Here is a 20,840-nt window from a genome sequence, read left to right as displayed (position 1 = left end):
GATTAATGTTTTTGATTTTCTAAAATAGCTACAGTTTGTTTAGAAGCTGCTGTTACGGATAGAGGTAAGACTAAAATAATTCCGATAACAGGAATTAAAAGAAATAATATAAACACAATACCATTACCAATAGCAAACCCTTTATTCTTTTTTACAAATTGAATACTTTCTTTATACTTAAAATGACGTTCTAAGGTATAATCCATATTACCAAAACCTGCATAATATGCCTGAACCAAAAATATTAAAATGGTAGATGCAATACCAATTACTGGAATAAAGCCTAAGATTATAAGTGGAATAGTAAATAAAATCTCTTTCCAAAGATTTCTTAAGTTTATTCTAACACCTCTCCAAAGTTGGTCGTTAAAAGAAGTTTTTCTATGCTCGTGGTTTGTGTTTTTTGTAAAATGCGCTTCAATTTTTTCGGATACAGGACTCATAAAGGGAGCAGATAATGCCATTACAATATGCTTATAGAGTACAAGTCCAAGGAGAATTACCGTTGCACCACCAACAAAATTACTTATAGAGGTAAAAGTTTCTTTTCCCCAATCCCATATCCAAATTTTGGAGATAAAAGTGCCAATATCGTCCGCAAGTGTATAGCTAGTAAAGCCAATAAAAACAGCAGTTACAATACTAATACCAATGGGTATAAAAAAATATTTCCACAATTTTAATTGCGCAATAAGTTTAAAAGAATTGGCGTAAGAAGTAATGCCTTTTAAAATATTTTTTATCATAATTAGATATAATAATACAAAAAATAGGCAAAAGAAAAGAGTACTATTCTTTATACTCTTTTACGGCATCTATAAATGCTTTTGCGTTTTCTAATGGTATGTTAGGTAAAATTCCGTGGCCTAGATTAACAATGTATTTATCTTTACCAAACTCATTTATCATTTGGTGTACCATCTTTTTTATTTCTGCTGACGGTGATAATAAACGAGAAGGATCAAAGTTCCCTTGTAGTGTAATATTTCCTCCGGTTAAGTAGCGAGCATTACGTGCAGAACATGTCCAATCTACCCCTAATGCAGAGGCGCCAGATTTTGCCATATCATTTAAGGCAAACCAACACCCTTTACCAAAAGCAATTACAGGAGCTTCTTCTTTAAGTGTATCTATAATTTGTTGTATGTATTGCCAAGAAAATTCTTGATAATCTGTTGGCGAAAGCATTCCTCCCCAAGAATCAAACACTTGTACCGCATTAACTCCTGCTTTTACCTTTTCTTTAAGGTAAGCAATAGTAGTATCGGTTATTTTTTGCAATAGAGAATGTGCTACCACAGGTTGTGTAAAGCAAAGCTCTTTAGCTTTATCAAAGTTTTTACTTCCTTGTCCTTGTACACAATAGCATAAAATAGTCCAAGGAGAACCAGCAAAACCAATTAAAGGAATTTCATCATTTAATTTTTCTTTAGTCATTTTTATAGCATCCATAACATAGCCAAGGGTGTCTTGAATATCTGGAACAATAACACTGTCTAAATCTTTTTGCGAACGAATAGGGTTTGGTAAATATGGGCCAAAATTTGGTTTCATTTCTACCTCAATATTCATGGCTTGCGGTATTACTAAAATGTCAGAAAACAAAATAGCTGCATCCATACCATATCTACGTATAGGTTGTACCGTTATTTCAGAAGCTAGTTCTGGAGTTTGGCAACGAGTAAAAAAGTCATATTTAGCTTTAATTTCCATAAACTCAGGAAGGTAACGCCCTGCTTGTCTCATCATCCAAACTGGTGGCCTTTGTACAGTTTCTCCTTTTAATGCTTTTAGAAATAAGTCGTTCTTCATATTATATACTGCTATTGGTTACTTGCTATTGGCTAATGGCCTTTAGCTTTTTGCTTTTAGCTATTTTTAATTATAGTAATTGGACTATCATTATTTACTTGGTAATAAAATCAGAATTTGCCAACGTAATAACACTTTCTACGGTACGCATTTTAGCTACTTTAACTTCTGTAAAATGTTTTCTAGCTTCAGAAGCTGTGGTTTCTCCAATGCAATATGCAATTTTATTAGTGTCGTTAATCTTAATATAACTTTGCACGCCAGAAGGACTAAAAAATAAAACAATTTTAGTATCTTCTTCTACGGTTCTTGGCGCAAGTCTTGTTTGGTATGCTTCAATCTCTGTAACGGTAATATTACTCTCGGTTAATAAATTTGGTAAAGTATCTAAACGAATATCACCACAAAAATAAGTAACCTCTTTATCTTCAAGATTCTCTGATAAATATTCCGCAAGTTTTTCGGCATTTGGAGCGCAATAGGTTACTTCGCCAATTCGTCTTTCTATTAAACGCTTGGTTTTACGACCTACGCAATAAATATTATCAAATTGTAATTCGCTAGCCGTTGCATTTTGTATTAGTGCTTCAATACCATTTTTACTTGTAAAAATGACATTTTTATGGAGTGCTTTTAATTTAGGTCTTGGAATTCTGGTAAGCTTTATTTTTATAAAATCTTCAGAATCTACCTTGACAGTAGGGTCAAATAATTGTGCTTGCTCAGGAGTTAATTTTTTAGTAGCATATATATGTGGTGCTGTTGGGGCGTCATTAAGTTGCCCCATTAAACGTTTACCCCCTTTTTCTAAGACTTTATTTGCTAAATCTTCTCCAAGAGTTTCGTGTTTTCCTAGTTTTACAGATTTAGCAACCTCTATTTTTTGTTTTCCGTCTTTAGAAAGTAAAACCCCTTTAAAAACAACTTCTTCTTCCTTGTTTATATAGGCAAAAGCGCCTATAGGAGCAGTACAACCACCTTCTAAGGTTCTTAAAAATTCGCGTTCAATACCAACGCAGGTATCTGTAGCTTCATGATTTAATTCGGATAGGATTTTTCTTAATTCATCATTTTCTTCTTTGGCAACTACCATAATTGCCCCTTGTGCAGGAGCAGGAATCATCCAGGTAAGTCCAATAGTATTTTCTGGTTGTAAATTTATACGGTCTAATCCTGCTGCGGCAAAAATGGCACCATTCCAGTTGTTATTTTCTAATTTTTGTAATCTACTATTTACATTCCCTCTTAAATCTACCACAGTATGGGTAGGGTAGCGATTAAGCCACTGCGCTTTTCTTCTAAGACTACCAGTTGCAATAATACCCTCTGGTGCTCCTAAAAACTCTTCGTTATCCTTAAAAGCAAGAATGTCCATATAATTTGCGCGCTTTAAGACAGCGGCTTTTACAATTCCTTTGGGTAGCGCGGTTGGTACATCTTTCATAGAATGCACAGCAATATCTATATTGCCATTTAGCATAGCAATATCCAGTGTTTTAGTAAAAATACCTGTTATACCTAACTCGTAAAGAGGTTTGTCTAAAATTATATCTCCTGTAGATTTTACTGCAACTATTTTTGTATTATGCCCTAAGGCATCTAGTTGTCTTTTTACATAATTTGCTTGCCATAGTGCTAATTCACTATCGCGAGTACCAATACGTATAGTATTACTCATTTAAATTTACTTGTAATTGAAAAACTTTTTGAATTAGTTCTAAACTCTCATCTGCATCATTACCGGTTTCCTTTAAATGATTAGCAAATTGTTTTGTTATTTTTTGAATGATGCGATTGGAGATTGCATCTGCATGTTTGGAGTTAAAATCAGTCAGTTTTTTAGAATGATAATCTAATTCTTCCTCCTTCATGGTTTTTAACTTTTTATTTAAAGCTTTAATTACAGGAGCAAATTTGCGACTCTCTAACCATTGAATAAAATCATCTTTTACTTCTTCAATAATTTCCTCTGCTTGTGGAATAAACTGTTTTCTACGTTCTAAAGTTTCATCTGTCATTTGCGATAAATGGTCTAAATGAATAACAGTAACATTATCTAATTCTTCAACAGAATTATCTACATTTTTAGGGATGGATAAGTCTAAAATTAAAAGTGGTTTTTTTGGATAAAGAACTTCTTTTGAAATTGTAGGTTGCTTAGCACCTGTAGCAACTACCAGTACATCTGTAGTTCTAATTTCGGATTGTAAGTCGCCATAATCTTTCACCATTAAATTGAACTTTCCTGCTACTTTTTCGGCTTTATCCTTAGTTCTATTAATTAAAGTAATGTTGGGATTTTTAGTATGTTTTATTAGGTTTTCACAAGTGTTTCTTCCAATTTTTCCTGTTCCAAAGAGTAGAATATTTTTTTGAGAAATTTCTGGAATATTTTTTAGAATATATTGCACAGATGCGAATGCTACAGAAGTAGCTCCTGAGGATATTTGTGTTTCGTTTTTAATTCTTTTGCTCGCTTGAATAACGGAGTTGCATAAACGTTCTATAAACGGATTTGCAATTTTTAACTTTTTGGAACGATTAAAACTTTGTTTTAGTTGGCTAATAATTTCAAAATCTCCAAGAATTTGACTGTCTAAACCAGTACCTACTTTAAAAAGGTGCGAAATAGCATCATTGTTTTTATAAACATAAGCGACCTCTTGGAATTCTTCTATGGAACCGTTGGTATTATCACAAAGAAGTTTTATTAACTGAAAAGGATGTTGAGCAAAACCATGTAGTTCTGTTCGATTACAAGTAGATGTGGCTAAAAGTCCATCAATGCCATCTTCTTTGGCACTCGATAATAGGTTATTCATCGATATTTCATCCAAACTAAATTTTCCACGGATTACGGCATCGGCTTTCTTATAATTAAGGCCAATGGTGTAGAAAGAATTATGTTTAGAAATATGATAGTCCTTCATATGATTTTGGAATGCACGCAAAAATAATTTCATTGTTTGGATAAAAGTAACGCTAGAGGAACTATAAATATCGATTTAAGGGTTTTTTGTCTTTTATTCATAATTTGTAGGCTCAAAACCTGTATTTTAGCAGCAAATAGTAAGGTTTTTTGCTTTTTTATTTAGAAGCGTTCTAAATAAAATTTTAATTTTGATTTGTATTGCTATGGAAGAAAATGTCGCTTCAGGTTCCTTTAAAGAGGTTTTAATAGAACAGGGTTTTTATGTATTAAAAATACAGAACGATTCCGCTGAAACACAAAAAGTTATACGAGATATTAATAGCGCTTATATTCAATTTCATTTTTGTTTAAAAGGGCATGCTAAATTTGTTTTCAATGAAGGCCGTTATGCTTTAGACGTGTCGGAAGAGAATTCACTTTTACTATATAATACCCAAGTAGATTTACCTATGAATTTAGAATTGCATCCTAATTCTTGGTTGGTTTCTGTAGTAATGACCATTCGAAAGTTCCATTCTTTGTTTTCTAATGAAGCTAGTTACATTCCTTTTTTAAGTCAAGAATTTAAAGAAAAAAAGTACTACTCTCAAGACCCAGTGTCTCCTGCTATTGCTGTAGTACTAAGCCAGATAATGAATTATAACCTACATCCTTCTATTAAAGAGTTGTATATAAAAGGTAAAGTGTATGAGTTAATATCCCTTTATTTTAATAAAAGTACAGATGCCGATATAGAACAATGCCCATTTTTGGTAGATGAAGATAATGTTTTGCGAATTCGTAAGGCTAAGGAAATTATGATTAATCATATGGCCGAACCTCCAAGCTTACCAGATTTAGCAAAACAAGTGGGTATTAGTTTAAAGCGTTTAAAGGAGGGGTTTAAACAGATTTATGGCGATTCTGTTTATAGTTTTTTATTCGATTATAAAATGGAGCATGCTCGGCGTCTTCTAGAATCTGGTCAACATAATGTGAATGAGATAGGCCTTCGTATAGGTTACAGTACTTCTAGCCATTTTATTGCTGCTTTTAAAAAGAAGTATGGTACTACACCTAAAAAGTATGTAATGTCATTATCTAATGGGTAATTTGTGATTAAGGAGTTTCATGTGTTTTTTGCTTTTGATAATCGATGGTACTCTTCCTACACTAAGAAAAAATAGCATTAAATGTACGGCTAGTATCTCCTGTACAATTGCAATTAACATATTGGTAATAGTGATTGTCTCCATTTTTTTAAGCTAAAGCAGTATTTTAAATTATAAGTAAGAGGTTCTTAAATACAAAGATTTAGTGTTTAACGGTTAGCAGTCTTCCTGACAGGGTATACGGTTGTTTCGTTAGCTACCTATATTGCAATTAGAAAAATATTAAAACGTATTTTTTAAGCTTAAAAATTGCTTTTGGTATAATATGTAGTATAGATTGTGCAATTTGTTATAGTAGAAATTTTTTAAAATAGATATTTTTAAGACTTAATAATTATAAAGAAGTAAAATCAATGAAATTTATTGTTAATAGTGTATTTGTTATTTCGTGTGCATTACTTTTTGTTGCCTGTGGAACAACAAAGAAAAAGAACCAAGAAGAAAACCAGGCAATGGAAGTTAAGCAAAAAGTAGATCAAGTTTTAGTTTTTACCAAAACGGCTGGTTGGCGCCATAAATCTATTGAAAAAGGAGTAGAAACTTTAAAAGAACTTGGTGCAGAAAATTCGTTTCAAGTATTCCAAACGGAAGATTCGTTAGATTTTAATTCTACAAATCTTAATAAGTATAAGTTGGTGGTCTTTCTAAACACAACATTAAATATTCTTGATGAGAAACAACAAGGTGTTTTTGAGAAATATATTCAATCTGGAGGGAGCTTTATGGGAATACATGCTGCCTGTGATACGGAGTATGAGTGGCCTTGGTTTGGAAAATTAGTTGGAGCTTATTTTAACGGACATCCTAATAACCCGAATGTACGCGATGCTGTAATTAATGTGGTCGATAAAAAACATCCTGCAACCATGCATTTAAATGATACTTGGGCAAGAACAGATGAATGGTATAATTACAAAGAAATAAATCCAGATATTCATGTAATAATGGAATTAGATGAAAATTCTTATGAAGGAGGAACTAATGGTGATAATCATCCTATAGCATGGTATCATGAGTTTGATGGTGGACGTTCTTTTTACACTGGAGGAGGACATACTAAAGAGACCTTTGATGAACCCGATTTTAGAAAACACTTAGTAGGTGGCTTACTATATTGTCTGCGTAGATAGACAACTAAAACGAATATTGAAAATAAACTATTTGGTTTGTTTTAGAATTAAAAATAAAATGCCTTCAATATGTTTATGGAGGCGTTTTTAATTTATTATCCGACTAACGGTATTTTTTTAAATATATTTTTCGGAACTAAATAGGTTTACAAACTGGTTGGTCTTTAAATAAGTAGAGAATAGTAGTAATACAAAATGATTCATAATGGTCTGCAAACCATAATTCCGGTATTATTCTTTATTTTTTTTAGATAGTCTACTAATGGTTCTTTAGAGACTTTGACTTCTCCAGAGGAAGAGGCGTGTAGTAAATGAATTCTTCCATCTTTTTCTCGCGTTGCAATACCGGTATGAGTAATATCCAATCCTTTTATAGATGTTGTAAGTGCAATAATATCGCCAGATTTAATAAGGTGTTCATGGGCTTCAATTTTACCTTGTTCTAGAACGCACATAACTTCGTTGTTTAGGAATTTTTCAGAAGCTTTTATTTTATTGTAGTTCTTTTCGTTGTCTTTTAAAAAAGGATATAATTCGCGGTGGGTACTCATGAAATCTATTGTTTTTGCGATTTCAATTCCTCCAATATCAGAAGTTATGTTTTTAATCAATCCTTTCTCCTCGTTATTTACAATCCATTCTGAGAAATAATGTAATCTAGAAGCGTAGCCATCTCTGGAACCGTCTTTATATCTTATTTTTTCTAGTGTTTTAGTAAAATCAGAAAATTCTGTTTTAGAATCCTTTAATAGGTTACTAAAAGCCAAAACATTTTCTACAAAAGTGGTGCAGTCTAATCCTTGAAAATTGATTACCAAAGGTTCTTTCGCATCCACTTCTAGAGTTTTAGCAACATAAGGTGTTCCTAGGAATGTCTTCCCAACGGTGGTTATAGTCTTACCAAATTCACTTTCTAATAACCCATCTATCTCTATTATTTTACTTTCAAAAGCGTCTTTATCTTTAGTGGAGCATACTAGTTGTTGCGAAAAGCCCGTTTGGATTGTAAAAAGAGTGATTATGAGTTGTAATATAGGTTTCATTTATTTTAAAATTAGATTATAAAAGTGGCTATTTAAAATCCATAACCATTTGGTCTATATATAATTGCGCGATTATGGTTTTTTAGTAAAAACCGCTCCCTTACATAATTTATAGTCTCTTCATCGGTATCTGTATCCTCAATACGCATACCATTATTTTTGTAAAAGGGTTCTGTTTGTAATCCCTTTTTATTTTCAAATACTAGCATGTGCATCTTGTAATTTTTATCATAATCATGATTGCCTCCTTTTTTAAAATAGTAAGCAGTCATTGCTTTTCCCTGATACTGTAGTTGTTCTTGACATATATATTTTAATAAAGCTTTGTCATTAACATAATCGGTGTTAGTATATAGCAAAGTTTCTGCTAAATGTTTCTGCGTTTTATACATGCTCGGAAAAAATTGTAATTTGTTTATTGCTTTTAGCTTTTTAAATAATTTAGCTCTTGATTCTATGTTTTTGGCTAATTCTTTTAAAATGCCGGTAGGTATTATTTCGTTATTCTCTGCTAATAAAGCAATATGGGTAGTACGTATTTCTGGATTTTTTACCATTTGTAATTGCGTAAAAAATTGCTGTACTGTTTTTTCTTTTCTAAAAGGGAACAATAAAATTACATAATCTTCTAGAATGTTGCTTGTTCTTATTTGACCGGAATTATGGTTCGAAAATCTATTTTGAGTTTTTAAATCACTATCGACGCCTAGTTGTCTTTTAAGAAGGATTTTAGCATCGTTTAAAATTTGTTTTTTATATTTTTTGTAAACCTTTGTTTTAACGTATCCCTTTCCTTTTAATCTTGATAGAATAGAGAAAATCGGAGATTTGTATTCTTCAATGGCGCTATATTCTAGTATCTCGGGAAATAGCTTTTTACCTAAAGCAAGACTATCACTATACGGTTTAAAGATGGAGTTTATTTGATAATTATTAGATACCAATGGTAAATCTGTAGACATTAAATACAATAATAAATCTATAGAAGACTCGTCTTTTCGGTTTGCAATAGTTTTTAAAACTTTGGCTTGAGCGTTCGAATTACTGTAGGAATTCGCATAAAAAGTTTTAAAAAATGGAGCAAGGTTTACACCTTTAATTTCTCCTAACTCTTGAATTAAATGACTTTGTATATTTTTTTGCTGCTTTGTAAATTTATGTTTGGCAATATAAAATTTTAAGGAGTCTACATTTTTCTTGTCGAATTTTATGTATCGGTAACCATCTATTACTAAACTATCGTTTTGGCGTAATGCAGTAAAAAAAGCGTTGGTTTTATCTTGTAAAATATCTTTACCAATAACAGTGTCCATAGGTTTAAAATGGCGGTAAAAGTTCTCTACAAATTTGCTCGGCCTTACTACGGTATCTATTGGTGTTTTTAATTCCCATAGAAGGCCGTCTTTTACAATATTTTTAATTAAAATACCTCTAGTACTAGCTGTATCTGTAAGGGTTAATTGTAATTCGTAAATACCCTCCTTATATTTTTTCTGACTTATATTTTTAAGACCAAAAGTTTGTTTGGCATACAAACGCTTTCGTAAGGCCCAGACCGAATCTATGTTTTTAAACATCAATAAATCTTGCGACTTGTTTAATTGTACCCAAATAGATTCTTGGTTTTTATTGCTATAGATAGTTTTTTTAAGAAAGGCGTCGTAAGGTTTATTCTTTTTTTCATTATAGTAGTTGGCATTGCTGCTTTCTACGAATTTTGGAGGTTTAACAGTAGTTTTAGTACTAAAAAACATAGCAGTATCAATTACAGTTTTGAAAGGTTTTTGATACGTAGTTGTCATTAATTTTAAAGAAGATAAATAGGCAATAGCTTCTTCTTCATTTTTAGTAAGAACCCCTAAGAGGTAATAATTACCATTATTAAAAGTAGTTTTTAGATGAAGAAATTTCTGTTCGCCATTATTAAAAGGGGCTTTAGAAGTTAAGCTTCTACCATTAAAATCTTCATATTCTGGATTGAGTTTTAAATCTTGGTAAAAGCGTTTCTGTATTTGTTTTAGCTCAAAACTATCCTGTTCAATAAAATTAAAATCATTTAAAGATGCTTTTTTTAGAAAGTAGTACGAATCTGTAATAGAATCGTATCCTTCTACAAATCTGTTGCCAGCTCTAGAGCTGTTTGTAAAGTTGTGTAAGGAAGGCATGGTAATTTCAAAATCTTTAAAAGTAGAGTTTAATTTTAGTTTTTTAGAATCTAACTTTTTAAAAGAAATACTGTTGAAAATAGTGTCGGAAAATTGGGTTACAAAATTACCTTCACCACCCATTTTAAAAATTATAATCTCTAAAGGAGTTTTATATATATGATACCGCTGCTGGTCTCCATTTTTTAATTCATTTCTTATGTTCAATCCTTTAAAACCGTTTCGTTGAATTTCTGTTTTTTCTGTAATTTTTCCAGGAATGTTTTCAAAAAGTAATTGATCAATATCTTGTATAGAATAAAGGTCTTTTTGTTTAAGGAAAGAATGGGTAGGTATCCTATTGATTACTACAAAGCTTCCGTTGGCAAGATCAGGAGACACATAAGTAGTTTTGTTAAAAGATGTTATTGGGTAAATTTTATTGGGTAAGAGAATACTAAAAAAACGGTCTTCAACTTCATGATTTTGAAGAGTGTTTATTTTGATTTTGCGTTCTAATTTACTTTTTATTTGTTGCCCTTTTTTACCAGCTCTTGAGGTAAGTGCTTTTACGGTGTATCCTTTTTTTTGTAAAAGATCGATAACTCCGTTTTTTCCCGGCAAATGTGCAGCGCCAATACCAGCGAATACTTTGCCTAATTGCATAACAGAATCTAAACTTTTGGTCATGTTTCTATTACGTATGTGTAGCATGTTTTCTATATAATATGTGGTATACATAGCACGGTCAATAGAATCTAAAAGATTTATGTTTCTTTCTCTATACGCATCTTGTAACATAAACATAGGGTCCTGTAATTGCATCTTTTTTTGTAACCATTCATCTGGTTTTTGCTTTACAGGGTTAAGGCTAGCTCTACCAACTAAGGTTGCAGCTTCTTCCATGTCTTCTAAGGCGACAACTTTTTTATCGAATTTCTTAGCAGATTGGTATATAAACATGTCTAGATATGTTTCTTCTTCAAAATTTTGAGAATGTTCATTAGTTCTAAAGAGAATATTATTCACAATACGATCTTCTGAAGCTAAGTAAGAAGCAATAATTTCTTTTCTGGGATTATTTACTACAAAGGGATAGGTATAGAAACCTTTAGTTAAGAGTCCGTTACCATGTCTCTGCATAGAGCCTCCAATATCGTCACTATCTAGCCAGGTGTTCGGGTCAGATTCTAAAGCAATAATATCGCTCTTGTCTAGAGCTTCATAAAAAACATCATCTAAACGAAAAGCAATTTTCTTACTTACATGCATGGTACCATATAAATAGGAGCTTTGCTTAAGTCCGTTTCCTGATATTTCCCAAAGTAAACTGTTCTTTTCTTGGCCGTATAACCCTAAACATGCTAGAAGGAAGGTAAACGTAATTTTTAAGCGCATAAAGAATAAATATTTTATAAATTACATCTAAAAGACGCATAACTTATAGCGTTATTTGCTAATTAACTTTTTATTAGCAATTTAGAACATTGGGTCTAATAATTACTATTCCTTATATAACTATTAACAATGTCTAAGATAAAGCTAACGTATATTCAATACAAGTAGTATTTTTGCATTGGATAAAAAGAACAGATGAAAGGAGTATTATTAGTAAATCTTGGGTCTCCGGATAGCCCAACAGCTAAGGACGTAAAACCATATTTAGATGAATTTCTAATGGATGAAAGGGTAATAGACGTTTCTAAATGGTTGCGTAATATTATCGTTAGAGGTATTATTTTGCAGACAAGACCCAAAAAATCAGCAGAGGCTTATCAAAAAATCTGGTGGAAAGAAGGTTCTCCTTTGGTGGTTATTTCTGAAAGATTTACAGAAAAAGTACAGAAATTAGTGAATATGCCAGTAGCATTAGGAATGCGATATGGAAGTATGACTATTAAAAATGCTTTGCAAGAATTAAAAGAAAAAGGAGTAGATGATGTTTTGTTAGTTCCTTTGTATCCACAATATGCAATGTCTTCTTTTGAGACGGTAGTGGTAAAAACATTAGAAGATAGAGATGCTTTTTTTCCGGAAATGAAGGTGACTACATTACCTGCTTTTTATAAAAATGAAGATTATATAAAGGTACTTTCGGAAAGCATAGCAGACGGATTACAAGATTTTGATTATGATCACATTTTATTCTCCTATCATGGGATTCCGGAAAGACATATTAAAAAGAGTGATCCTACTAAATTTCATTGTAAAATTGATGGTAGTTGCTGCTCTACTAATTCTGTAGCACACCATAGTTGTTATAGGCATCAGTGTTTTGAAGTTACAAAGAAAGTAAAAGCCTATTTAGGTTTGCCAGAGGATAAAGTAAGCTTATCTTTTCAATCTAGACTACCAAATGATCCTTGGTTAAAACCGTATACCGATTTTGAATTTAAGCGTTTTCCTAAAGAAGGAAAGAAAAAACTAGCAGTGATAACTCCAGCATTTGTTGCAGATTGTTTAGAGACTCTAGAGGAAATTGCTATGGAAGGGAAACACCAATTTCAAGAAGCTGGTGGGGAAGATTACAAGCATATTTCTTGCTTAAATGATAGTGATGCATGGGTTAGGGTAATGGCAAATTGGTTAAAAGACTGGGAAACCACAGAAGCACTTCCAGCGTAATGGAAAAGGTCTCTTCAGAACAATTAGGTTCTGAGCCTATAGGCAAATTGTTGGTTAAACAAGCCGTGCCTGCAGCTATAGGGATTTTAGTAATGTCTTTGAATGTTTTAGTAGATTCCATTTTTGTTGGTAATTGGATTGGTTCTATTGCCATTGCTGCCATAAATGTAGTACTCCCTGTTTCTTTTTTTATAGCCGCTTTGGGAATGGCAATTGGTATTGGAGGTTCCAGTATAATATCTCGTGCCTTAGGTAGTAATAATTTAGAAAAAGCACTTAAAACTTTTGGTAATCAAATTACACTTACTTTTTCCATTACCCTAGTATTTATAGGGTTTGGGTTGTTCTTTGTAGATGATTTAATTCCTGCTTTTGGAGGAAAAGGAGGCATCTTTGATCCTGCAAAAATTTACTATGTAATTGTATTGTATGGCGTTCCTCTTTTGGGTTTTTCTATGATGGGAAGCTCTGTTATTAGGGCAGAAGGAAAGCCTAAATTTGCAATGGTAGCACTTATAATACCATCCATAGGAAACCTATTTATGGATTATATTTTTATCTACGTTTTAGATTGGGGAATGCATGGAGCAGCTTGGGCAACCAATATAGCATACCTTTTAAGCTGTAGTTATGTGGCTTATTTTTTTGTTTCAAAGAATTCAGAATTAAAATTAAAGTGGAAATATCTTAAATTAGATCTTGAGGTATTAAAACAAATAGCCTCTTTAGGTTTTGTTACACTTTCTAGACAGGCAGTAGTTAGTGTTATATATCTTTTAATGAATAATATCCTCTTTAATTTAGGAGGAGAAGCAATGGTTGCTGTTTATGCTATTATAGGAAGAATGTTAATGTTTGCTTTGTTTCCGGTATTTGGAATAACCCAAGGATTTTTGCCCATTGCAGGGTTTAATTATGGAGCTCAAAAGCTAGATAGGGTTCGGGAATCTATTAATACAGCTATACTATACGCTGCTATTTTGGCGACAGTAGTATTTATGGGTTTAATGGTATTCCCCGAAGAGATAGCTTCTTTATTTTTGAGCAATAATATTAACCTAACAGCAAAAGAGTTAACAATCAACGCTTTTGTTTTAGAACATACCCCTTCTGCTATGCGTTGGGTATTTGCTGCTACTCCGATAATTGCTATACAGTTAATTGGTGCAGCTTATTTTCAGGCAATTGGCAAAGCAGTGCCAGCTTTATTATTAACTTTAACCAGACAAGGCTTCTTTTTCATACCTTTAATTTTAGTTCTCCCTAATTTCTTAGGAGAGTTAGGAGTTTGGATTTCATTTCCTATTTCTGATGTTTTAGCGACATTAGTAACAGGCTATTATTTAAGAAAAGAAGTAGTAAAAACTTTGGTTAAAAAAGCTGATTTGTAGTATGAAAAAATGGTATTTAGTATCTGTTCTGTGTTGTTTAATATTATTTATTTCTTGTAAAGAGGAATCTAACAGCAAGTTGTTTGTTGGCACATTTTCTGAAAATGGTAGTGAGGGTTTATACAGTTATTCTTTTAATACAAAGACAGGAAAACTTGCTAATAAAAAAGTAGAAGCTAACATCAAAGACCCTTCTTTTTTGGCAATTTCTAGTAATAAGAAATATTTATATGCGATAGAAAAAACCACAGAGTTTAAGGGTTCTAAAGGTGCTGTAATTGCTTATGAAATAGAAAAAGATGGATTAAAAGAAATTAATACTGTGGGTACTGGTGGTGGCTACCCTTGCCATGTAGGTATTTCTGAAAAAGGAGATTTTTTGGCGGCGTCATGCTATTCAGACGGAAGTTTATCTATTTATAAAATAGGAGAAAACGGTTCTTTACAACAGAATCCGCAATATATTGACCATAAAATTTTAGACACTATAAAAACCTCCAGAGCCCATGCTTCTTTGTTTACTCCAGATGGACTTTTTACTGCTGACCTAGGGTTAGATGCGGTTAAAAGATATATTTATAATGGAGATAAATTTGTTAAAGGAAATCAGCGATCATTAAATCTACCTGATGGTGCGGGGCCAAGGCATTTTAAATTCGGGGTAAACGAAAAGTTTTTATATGTAATTAATGAGCTTAATTCTACTATTACCGTTTTTCAAAGAAAAGAGAACGGAGAATATATTTCGTTGGAAACAAAATCAACATTAGACAAAGATTTTAAAGGGGAAAATTTCTGTGCAGACATTCATTTATCTAAAGATGGTCGATTCTTGTATGGGTCTAATCGAGGAGAGAATACTATTGTAATTTTTAAAGTAGATACTGAAACAGGGAAACTTACTTTAATTGGTAGAGAAAGTGTGCAAGGAGATTGGCCACGAAATTTTGCGATTGATCCATCCAATGCTTTTCTATTAGTGGGTAATCAAAAAACAAATAATATCTCTGTTTTTAAACGAGATGTAGAACAGGGTACTCTAAAATTTCTAGATGAAGTTAAACTTCCTAGCCCGGTTTGTTTACTTTTTTTAGAATAGAAGGATCTTTTAGTTATTTAAGGAGTTCGTTCTTAGAATAATTGCTGAGTAAAAAGAATTACCTTGTAATATTCACTATTTTTAGGTTGACTAATTATAAGACCTTAAAAATGAAAATTATCTATTCTTGGGTGAGCTTTTTTCTGCTTGCTATTTTACTTTTGCCAGTTTCTATTTCCGCGCAAAAAAGAAAAAAATCAAAACCTATAAGTCCAACCTATCCGGAAGAATTATATTCCAGTTTGGAATATAGATTAATAGGCCCTTTTCGCGGGGGTCGCTCGGCTGCAGTAGCTGGTGTTTCTGGAGAGCCTAATCTTTTCTATTTTGGAGCTACAGGTGGCGGTGTTTGGAAAACAACGGATGGCGGTCGTACTTGGGGTAATATTTCAGATGGATTTTTTGGAGGGAGCATAGGTGCCATTGAGGTATCGAAAAGTGATAAAAATATTATTTATGCAGGCGGAGGAGAAAAGACCCTTAGAGGTAATGTTTCTTCGGGGTATGGTATTTGGAAAACAGAGAATGCAGGTAAAACTTGGGTTTTTGCAGGGCTTAAAAATAGTAGACATGTTCCTCGAATAAGAATTCACCCAACAAATCCGAACATTGTTTATGCAGCAGTTTTAGGGAACATTTATAAGCCAACGCAAGATAGAGGGGTTTATAAAAGTATAGATGGTGGTAAAACATGGAAAAAAACGTTATTTGTAAACCAACAATCTGGAGCGGTAGATTTAACATTCGACCCTACTAATCCACGTATTTTATATGCCTCTACCTGGAGAGCTAAAAGAACGCCGTATAGCTTAAGTAGTGGTGGTGATGGCTCCGCTCTTTGGAAAAGTACAGATAGTGGTGAGACATGGAAAGATATTTCTAAAAATGAAGGTTTCCCAAAGGATACTCTTGGAATTATTGGAGTAACCGTTTCCCCTAAAAATTCGGAACGGGTTTGGGCAATTGTAGAAAATAAAGAAAAGGGTGGACTTTATCGTTCTGATGATGGTGGAAAAAAATGGATCCAAGTCAATAGTGAACGTAAACTAAGACAAAGAGCTTGGTATTATACTCGAGTTTATGCAGATACAGAAGATGAAGATGTAGTTTATGTGTTGAACGTGCGCTACCATAAATCTACAGACGGTGGAAAGAGTTTTAACACTTTTAATGCTCCGCATGGTGATCATCACGATTTATGGATTTCTCCAGAAAATTCTGAACGGATGATTATTGGAGACGATGGTGGTGCACAAGTGTCTTATGACGGGGGAGAAACATGGAGTACCTATTATAACCAGCCAACAGCACAATTTTACAGAGTTACTACAGACAATGCTTTTCCATATAGAATATACGTGGCGCAGCAAGATAATTCTACCCTACGTATAAAACACCGTTCCGATAGTGGTAGTATCGGTGAAGACGATTGGGAACCAACTGCAGGAGGAGAATCCGCACATATTGCGGTGGACCCTACTAATAATGATATTGTTTATGGTGGTAGTTATGATGGATTCTTAACTCGCGTTAATCATGATAAAGGAACGATTCGTGGTATAAATGTTTGGCCAGATAACCCTATGGGGCATGGAGCGGAAGGAATGAAATACCGTTTTCAATGGAACTTCCCTATTCTATTTAGTAAGCATAATCCAAAAAAATTATATACTTTTTCTAACCATGTTCACGTCAGCGAAAATGAAGGGCAAAGTTGGAAACTTTTAAGCGAAGATTTAACAAGAAATGATCCAACAAAATTAGTCTCTAGTGGAGGGCCAATAACTCAAGACAATACAAGTGTAGAATATTATTGTACCATTTTTGCAGCTAATGAGAGCCCATTAAAAGAAGGGTTGCTTTGGGTTGGTAGTGATGATGGATTAATTCATATTTCTAAGGACGGTGGTGGTCATTGGGAAAATGTTACTCCAGTTAATATGCCAGAGTGGAGTATGATAAATAGTATAGAACCTTCTGCTTTTAATGAAGGAACTTGTTATGTGGCTGCCACTAGATATAAGTTAGGGGATTTTAATCCATATTTGTATAAAACAACGGATTATGGTAAAACTTGGAATAAAATAACAAATGGTATAAATAATGAACATTTTACTAGAGTAGTTCGGGAAGATCCAAAAAGAGAGGGCTTATTGTACGCAGGTACGGAAACAGGAATGTATGTTTCTTTTAATGATGGGGATAGCTGGGGTCCGTTTCAATTAAATTTGCCAATTGTTCCCATTACAGATTTAACAATAAAAGAAAACAATTTAATAGTGGCAACACAAGGGCGTAGTTTATGGATTATAGATGATTTAACGGTATTACACCAAATGAATGATGCAAAGAAAAATAGTTCTTCTGTTTTGTTTAAACCAAAGGATAGTTATAGAACAAAAGGAGGAACTCCTAAAATACCTTCAAAAACAGAAGGGACTAACCATCCGAATGGCGTAATTACTCATTTTTACCTTAAAAATTTAATCGAAAAAGATAGTGTAAGGCTAAGTTTTACTTCTATGTCTGGAGATACGTTGGCTACTTATAGTAATTCTGAAAAAGCAAAGGATAAAATATTAAAAGTAAAAGAAGGAGGTAATACTTTTGTTTGGAACACCAGAGGAAAAGGAGCTAAGAAGTTAGACGGAATGATTCTTTGGTGGGCTAACTTGGATGGTGCAAAAGCGGTACCAGGGAACTATAAAGTTTCGCTAAATCTTAATGGAGAAATACAGACCGAAGAGTTTAAAATTTTACCAGACCCAAGGGCAGAAGTTACCGTTGCAGATATGCAAAAACAATTCGATTTTATTACAGATGTAAATTCTACAATCGAAAAAGCGCATCAATCTATTACAAAAATCAGAAAAGTTACAAAGCAATTAGGCGTTTTCATGAAGCAATATAAAGGTAATGAAGAAACAAAAGCTCTGGTGGAAAAAGCTAAAAAAATGAAAGAAGATTTGGAGACGGTTGAAAAGGCATTATATCAAACAAAAAACAGAAGTGGTCAAGATCCTTTAAATTTTCCTATTCGTTTAAATAATAAATTGGGTCATTTAAATAGTTTAGTTGCCATAGACGATTTTCCTCCAACAGAGCAAGATGTTGCTGTTAAGAATGAACTTAAAGGTAAAATAGAAAAACAGTTAGAGGTTTTTAATGCAGTTTTAAATAAAGAGCTGCAAGAATTTAATGAGGAGTTTAATACTTTAAAATTGCATTACCTTTTTGTAGAAGAATAATTTATTTTAATACTGAATTTCTAAATTAAGTAATTACACATAAAAAGTAAAGGTTTTTCATTTAAAGTCTTGTGTACTTATTCTGTGATAGTTTATTTAAAGAACTGTAAATTTGTAGTTAAAGAGAGTATATATTTAAGGAATTCTTTAATGTTATGGGGGAATACTATAATTACATAAAGTCATTACATCTAATCTTTGTAATAACATGGTTTGCGGGTTTGTTTTACATCCCTAGACTCTTTATTTACCATATAGAAGCATGGCGCAAAGAATCCCCTGAAAAGGAAATTCTTTCCAAACAACTAAAATTAATGACCAAACGTTTGTGGTATATTATTACTTGGCCCTCCGCAGTGTTGAGTACTATTTTTGCTATTTGGTTATTAATTTTAATGCCTGCTTGGTTACAACAACCTTGGATGCATGTAAAGCTTACTTTTGTTTTGGTACTTTTTATATATCATGTTAAAAACCATCAAATATTTAAACAATTGCAAAGAGATGAGGTAAAATATAGTTCTAAGTTTATGAGAATTTGGAATGAAGGAGCTACGCTTATTTTGTTTGCCGTTGTTTTTCTGGTTATATTAAAAAGTACGTTTAATTGGATATTTGGTGTTGTCGGAATTATAGTTTTAGGTATTTTATTAATGTTGGGAATTAAACTTTATAAAAGTATTCAGGATAAAAACCCGGAAGCTTAAGGTTGGTGTAAAAGTTGTAGTGTTTGTTTTATAAACGGGAATTTATGCTGCAATTTAAACTTAGACAGAATCCGTATCTTTAACATTAAACAAGTAATCGTTGCTAAAAAAATTCTCTCTTCGTTCTCGGATTTTTATCTCTATGATTTTACTGGTGCTTATTGCTTCGGTATTAATCGCTGGGATTACTATTTATCAATATAGAGAGCAATCAAAAGATTATCACCAAGTGCGTTTAGAGCGTAAAGAGGGTCAGATTAAGCAGAGTATTAATTATACCCTACAACGAACGACGTATCCAGTTACAACTGAAAATTTAGGATATATTTTTAAAGAAGAAATTTATCAAATTGCCGATGTGCAAAATGTAAATTTTAATATTTACGATTTAGAAGGAGAGTTGATTAAAAGCTCCCGACCAAAGTTCGAGAAAGACTCTATTTCCAATTGTTTAGATGCCGTTATCCTTAATAACTTGTCTAATTCTGTAGAAAAACGCTTTGTGGAGCAGAATTCTACTGCTGGGGATAAGTATCAGGCATCTTACACTTACATTACGGATTACCAATTTAAACCAATCGGTATTTTAAATCTTCCGTATTTTGAGGACAACTCTCTTAATGATATGGAGCTCAAAGAGTTTTTAATGCGTCTAGGAGGAGTGTATTTGGTAATGCTTCTAATGGCAGTAAGTTTGGCTTATTTTATATCTAAATATATTACGAGGTCCTTAGAGACTATTTCAAATATGATTAGCCAGACGGATTTAACCAAAAGGAATAAGAAAATATTTATAGAAAATCCAGGAGAAGAAATGGAAAATTTAATTTCTTCTTATAATTCCATGATTGATGAGCTTGAGCAAAGTGCAGTAAAACTGGCAAAGAGCGAAAGAGAACAGGCGTGGCGAGAAATGGCTAAACAGGTAGCTCATGAAATAAAAAATCCGCTTACTCCAATGCGTTTAACGGTACAAAGTTTTGAGCGCAAGTTTAATCCAGAGGACCCTAAAATAAATGAAAAAGTAGAAGAGTATTCTAAAACATTAATCCAACAAATAGATACCATGAGCAGTATAGCCTCTGCATTTTCTAATTTTGCCGAAATGCCTGCACAACAGAATGAGACTTTAAATGTGGTAAAAATTGTAAAACTAGCGCTAGATATTTTCAATAAAGATTATATACATTTTATTTCGGAGGAAGAAGAAATTATCTCTAAGTTAGATCGTACGCAGTTAATTAGAGTAATCACTAATTTAATTAAAAATGCTATACAAGCCGTTCCTGAGGTTGCCTCACCAAGAATTTTAGTTTCTATGGCGAGTGAAGATAATTTTGTAAAAATTATGGTGGCAGATAATGGAATAGGAATATCAGACGAAAATAAAGATAAAATATTTGAACCTAAATTTACTACAAAAACTAGTGGAATGGGTCTTGGACTGGGTATGGTAAAAAATATTGTGGAGACGTATAAGGGTTCAATTGATTTTACATCACAACCAGGTAAAGGAACCGTTTTTACGGTAAAATTTCCTAAAGAGAACTAAAAATAT

14 protein-coding genes are annotated in these 20,840 nt (G+C 32.7%); 8 read left to right on the top strand and 6 right to left on the bottom strand.

Features of this window, described 5'->3' with window-relative positions; genetic code table 11:
- Positions 1-2: 2 nt before the first annotated feature.
- The 4 genes from Q0856_RS11960 to hemA all read right to left on the bottom strand — a co-directional run bounded on the left by Q0856_RS11960 (position 3) and on the right by hemA (position 4,742).
- Positions 3-746, bottom strand: coding sequence for an EI24 domain-containing protein (locus Q0856_RS11960; protein ID WP_298505293.1), 744 nt, complete (start codon positions 744-746; stop codon positions 3-5).
- A 43-nt stretch (positions 747-789) separates the two neighbouring features.
- Positions 790-1,812 (bottom strand): uroporphyrinogen decarboxylase, encoded by a 1,023-nt coding sequence (gene hemE / locus Q0856_RS11955; RefSeq protein ID WP_298505291.1) that lies wholly within the window; start codon positions 1,810-1,812, stop codon positions 790-792.
- 94 nt (positions 1,813-1,906) lie between these two features.
- Positions 1,907-3,490, bottom strand: a complete 1,584-nt coding sequence (gene hemC / locus Q0856_RS11950; RefSeq protein WP_298505289.1) for a hydroxymethylbilane synthase — start codon at positions 3,488-3,490, stop codon at positions 1,907-1,909.
- Positions 3,483-4,742, bottom strand: a complete 1,260-nt coding sequence (hemA, locus tag Q0856_RS11945) for a glutamyl-tRNA reductase (protein WP_298475148.1) — start codon at positions 4,740-4,742, stop codon at positions 3,483-3,485. The genes hemC and hemA overlap by 8 nt, the downstream gene beginning before the upstream one ends.
- Before the next feature lie 205 nt (positions 4,743-4,947).
- Here hemA and Q0856_RS11940 point away from each other — a divergent pair, with 205 nt between their 5' ends.
- Entirely contained in the window at positions 4,948-5,835 is an 888-nt protein-coding gene (locus tag Q0856_RS11940; protein ID WP_298475146.1) for an AraC family transcriptional regulator, read from the top strand.
- 413 nt (positions 5,836-6,248) lie between these two features.
- The gene (locus tag Q0856_RS11935; RefSeq protein ID WP_298474761.1) at positions 6,249-7,025 is read left to right on the top strand and encodes a ThuA domain-containing protein; all 777 of its coding nucleotides are present in this window, start codon (positions 6,249-6,251) and stop codon (positions 7,023-7,025) included.
- Positions 7,026-7,225: 200 nt separating this feature from the next.
- Here Q0856_RS11935 and Q0856_RS11930 read toward each other — a convergent pair whose 3' ends face one another.
- A complete protein-coding gene (locus Q0856_RS11930; RefSeq protein ID WP_298505287.1) occupies positions 7,226-8,068 on the bottom strand; it encodes an N-acetylmuramoyl-L-alanine amidase-like domain-containing protein in 843 nt (280 codons plus the stop codon).
- 32 nt (positions 8,069-8,100) lie between these two features.
- Positions 8,101-11,610, bottom strand: a complete 3,510-nt coding sequence (locus Q0856_RS11925; RefSeq protein ID WP_298505284.1) for a TraB/GumN family protein — start codon at positions 11,608-11,610, stop codon at positions 8,101-8,103.
- A gap of 195 nt (positions 11,611-11,805) precedes the next feature.
- Here Q0856_RS11925 and hemH point away from each other — a divergent pair, with 195 nt between their 5' ends.
- The 6 genes from hemH to Q0856_RS11895 all read left to right on the top strand — a co-directional run bounded on the left by hemH (position 11,806) and on the right by Q0856_RS11895 (position 20,834).
- Positions 11,806-12,837 (top strand): ferrochelatase, encoded by a 1,032-nt coding sequence (gene hemH, locus Q0856_RS11920; RefSeq protein WP_298505281.1) that lies wholly within the window; start codon positions 11,806-11,808, stop codon positions 12,835-12,837.
- Positions 12,837-14,228: an MATE family efflux transporter gene (locus tag Q0856_RS11915; RefSeq protein WP_298505277.1), complete on the top strand. Its 1,392-nt coding sequence runs from the start codon at positions 12,837-12,839 to the stop codon at positions 14,226-14,228. The genes hemH and Q0856_RS11915 overlap by 1 nt, the downstream gene beginning before the upstream one ends.
- A gap of 1 nt (position 14,229) precedes the next feature.
- On the top strand, positions 14,230-15,327 hold the full coding sequence (locus tag Q0856_RS11910; RefSeq protein ID WP_298505274.1) for a lactonase family protein: 1,098 nt from the start codon (positions 14,230-14,232) through the stop codon (positions 15,325-15,327).
- Positions 15,328-15,437: 110 nt separating this feature from the next.
- Positions 15,438-18,575: a glycosyl hydrolase gene (locus tag Q0856_RS11905; protein WP_298505272.1), complete on the top strand. Its 3,138-nt coding sequence runs from the start codon at positions 15,438-15,440 to the stop codon at positions 18,573-18,575.
- A gap of 155 nt (positions 18,576-18,730) precedes the next feature.
- Positions 18,731-19,282 (top strand): CopD family protein, encoded by a 552-nt coding sequence (locus Q0856_RS11900; protein ID WP_298505270.1) that lies wholly within the window; start codon positions 18,731-18,733, stop codon positions 19,280-19,282.
- Between the two features lie 142 nt (positions 19,283-19,424).
- Positions 19,425-20,834 carry an ATP-binding protein gene (locus Q0856_RS11895; protein WP_298474739.1) on the top strand — a complete coding sequence of 470 codons (1,410 nt, stop codon included), beginning with the start codon at positions 19,425-19,427 and terminating at the stop codon, positions 20,832-20,834.
- Positions 20,835-20,840: the final 6 nt, after the last annotated feature.

The sequence above is a fragment of the uncultured Maribacter sp. genome (genome assembly GCF_947496775.1).
In the GTDB taxonomy this organism is placed as follows: domain Bacteria; phylum Bacteroidota; class Bacteroidia; order Flavobacteriales; family Flavobacteriaceae; genus Maribacter_B.
This window is presented reverse-complemented; position numbering and strand designations above follow the sequence as displayed.

Bases quoted from the DNA above. Each gene is read 5' to 3' on its own strand.
- Q0856_RS11895 (WP_298474739.1), top strand. From the start codon at position 19,425: ATGATTTTACTGGTGCTTATTGCTTCGGTATTAATCGCTGGGATTACT.
- Q0856_RS11925 (WP_298505284.1), bottom strand. From the start codon at position 11,610: ATGCGCTTAAAAATTACGTTTACCTTCCTTCTAGCATGTTTAGGGTTA.
- Q0856_RS11900 (WP_298505270.1), top strand. From the start codon at position 18,731: ATGGGGGAATACTATAATTACATAAAGTCATTACATCTAATCTTTGTA.
- hemE (WP_298505291.1), bottom strand. From the start codon at position 1,812: ATGAAGAACGACTTATTTCTAAAAGCATTAAAAGGAGAAACTGTACAA.
- Q0856_RS11915 (WP_298505277.1), top strand. From the start codon at position 12,837: ATGGAAAAGGTCTCTTCAGAACAATTAGGTTCTGAGCCTATAGGCAAA.
- Q0856_RS11930 (WP_298505287.1), bottom strand. From the start codon at position 8,068: ATGAAACCTATATTACAACTCATAATCACTCTTTTTACAATCCAAACG.
- Q0856_RS11935 (WP_298474761.1), top strand. From the start codon at position 6,249: ATGAAATTTATTGTTAATAGTGTATTTGTTATTTCGTGTGCATTACTT.
- Q0856_RS11905 (WP_298505272.1), top strand. From the start codon at position 15,438: ATGAAAATTATCTATTCTTGGGTGAGCTTTTTTCTGCTTGCTATTTTA.
- Q0856_RS11940 (WP_298475146.1), top strand. From the start codon at position 4,948: ATGGAAGAAAATGTCGCTTCAGGTTCCTTTAAAGAGGTTTTAATAGAA.
- hemH (WP_298505281.1), top strand. From the start codon at position 11,806: ATGAAAGGAGTATTATTAGTAAATCTTGGGTCTCCGGATAGCCCAACA.
- hemA (WP_298475148.1), bottom strand. From the start codon at position 4,742: ATGAAGGACTATCATATTTCTAAACATAATTCTTTCTACACCATTGGC.
- hemC (WP_298505289.1), bottom strand. From the start codon at position 3,490: ATGAGTAATACTATACGTATTGGTACTCGCGATAGTGAATTAGCACTA.
- Q0856_RS11960 (WP_298505293.1), bottom strand. From the start codon at position 746: ATGATAAAAAATATTTTAAAAGGCATTACTTCTTACGCCAATTCTTTT.
- Q0856_RS11910 (WP_298505274.1), top strand. From the start codon at position 14,230: ATGAAAAAATGGTATTTAGTATCTGTTCTGTGTTGTTTAATATTATTT.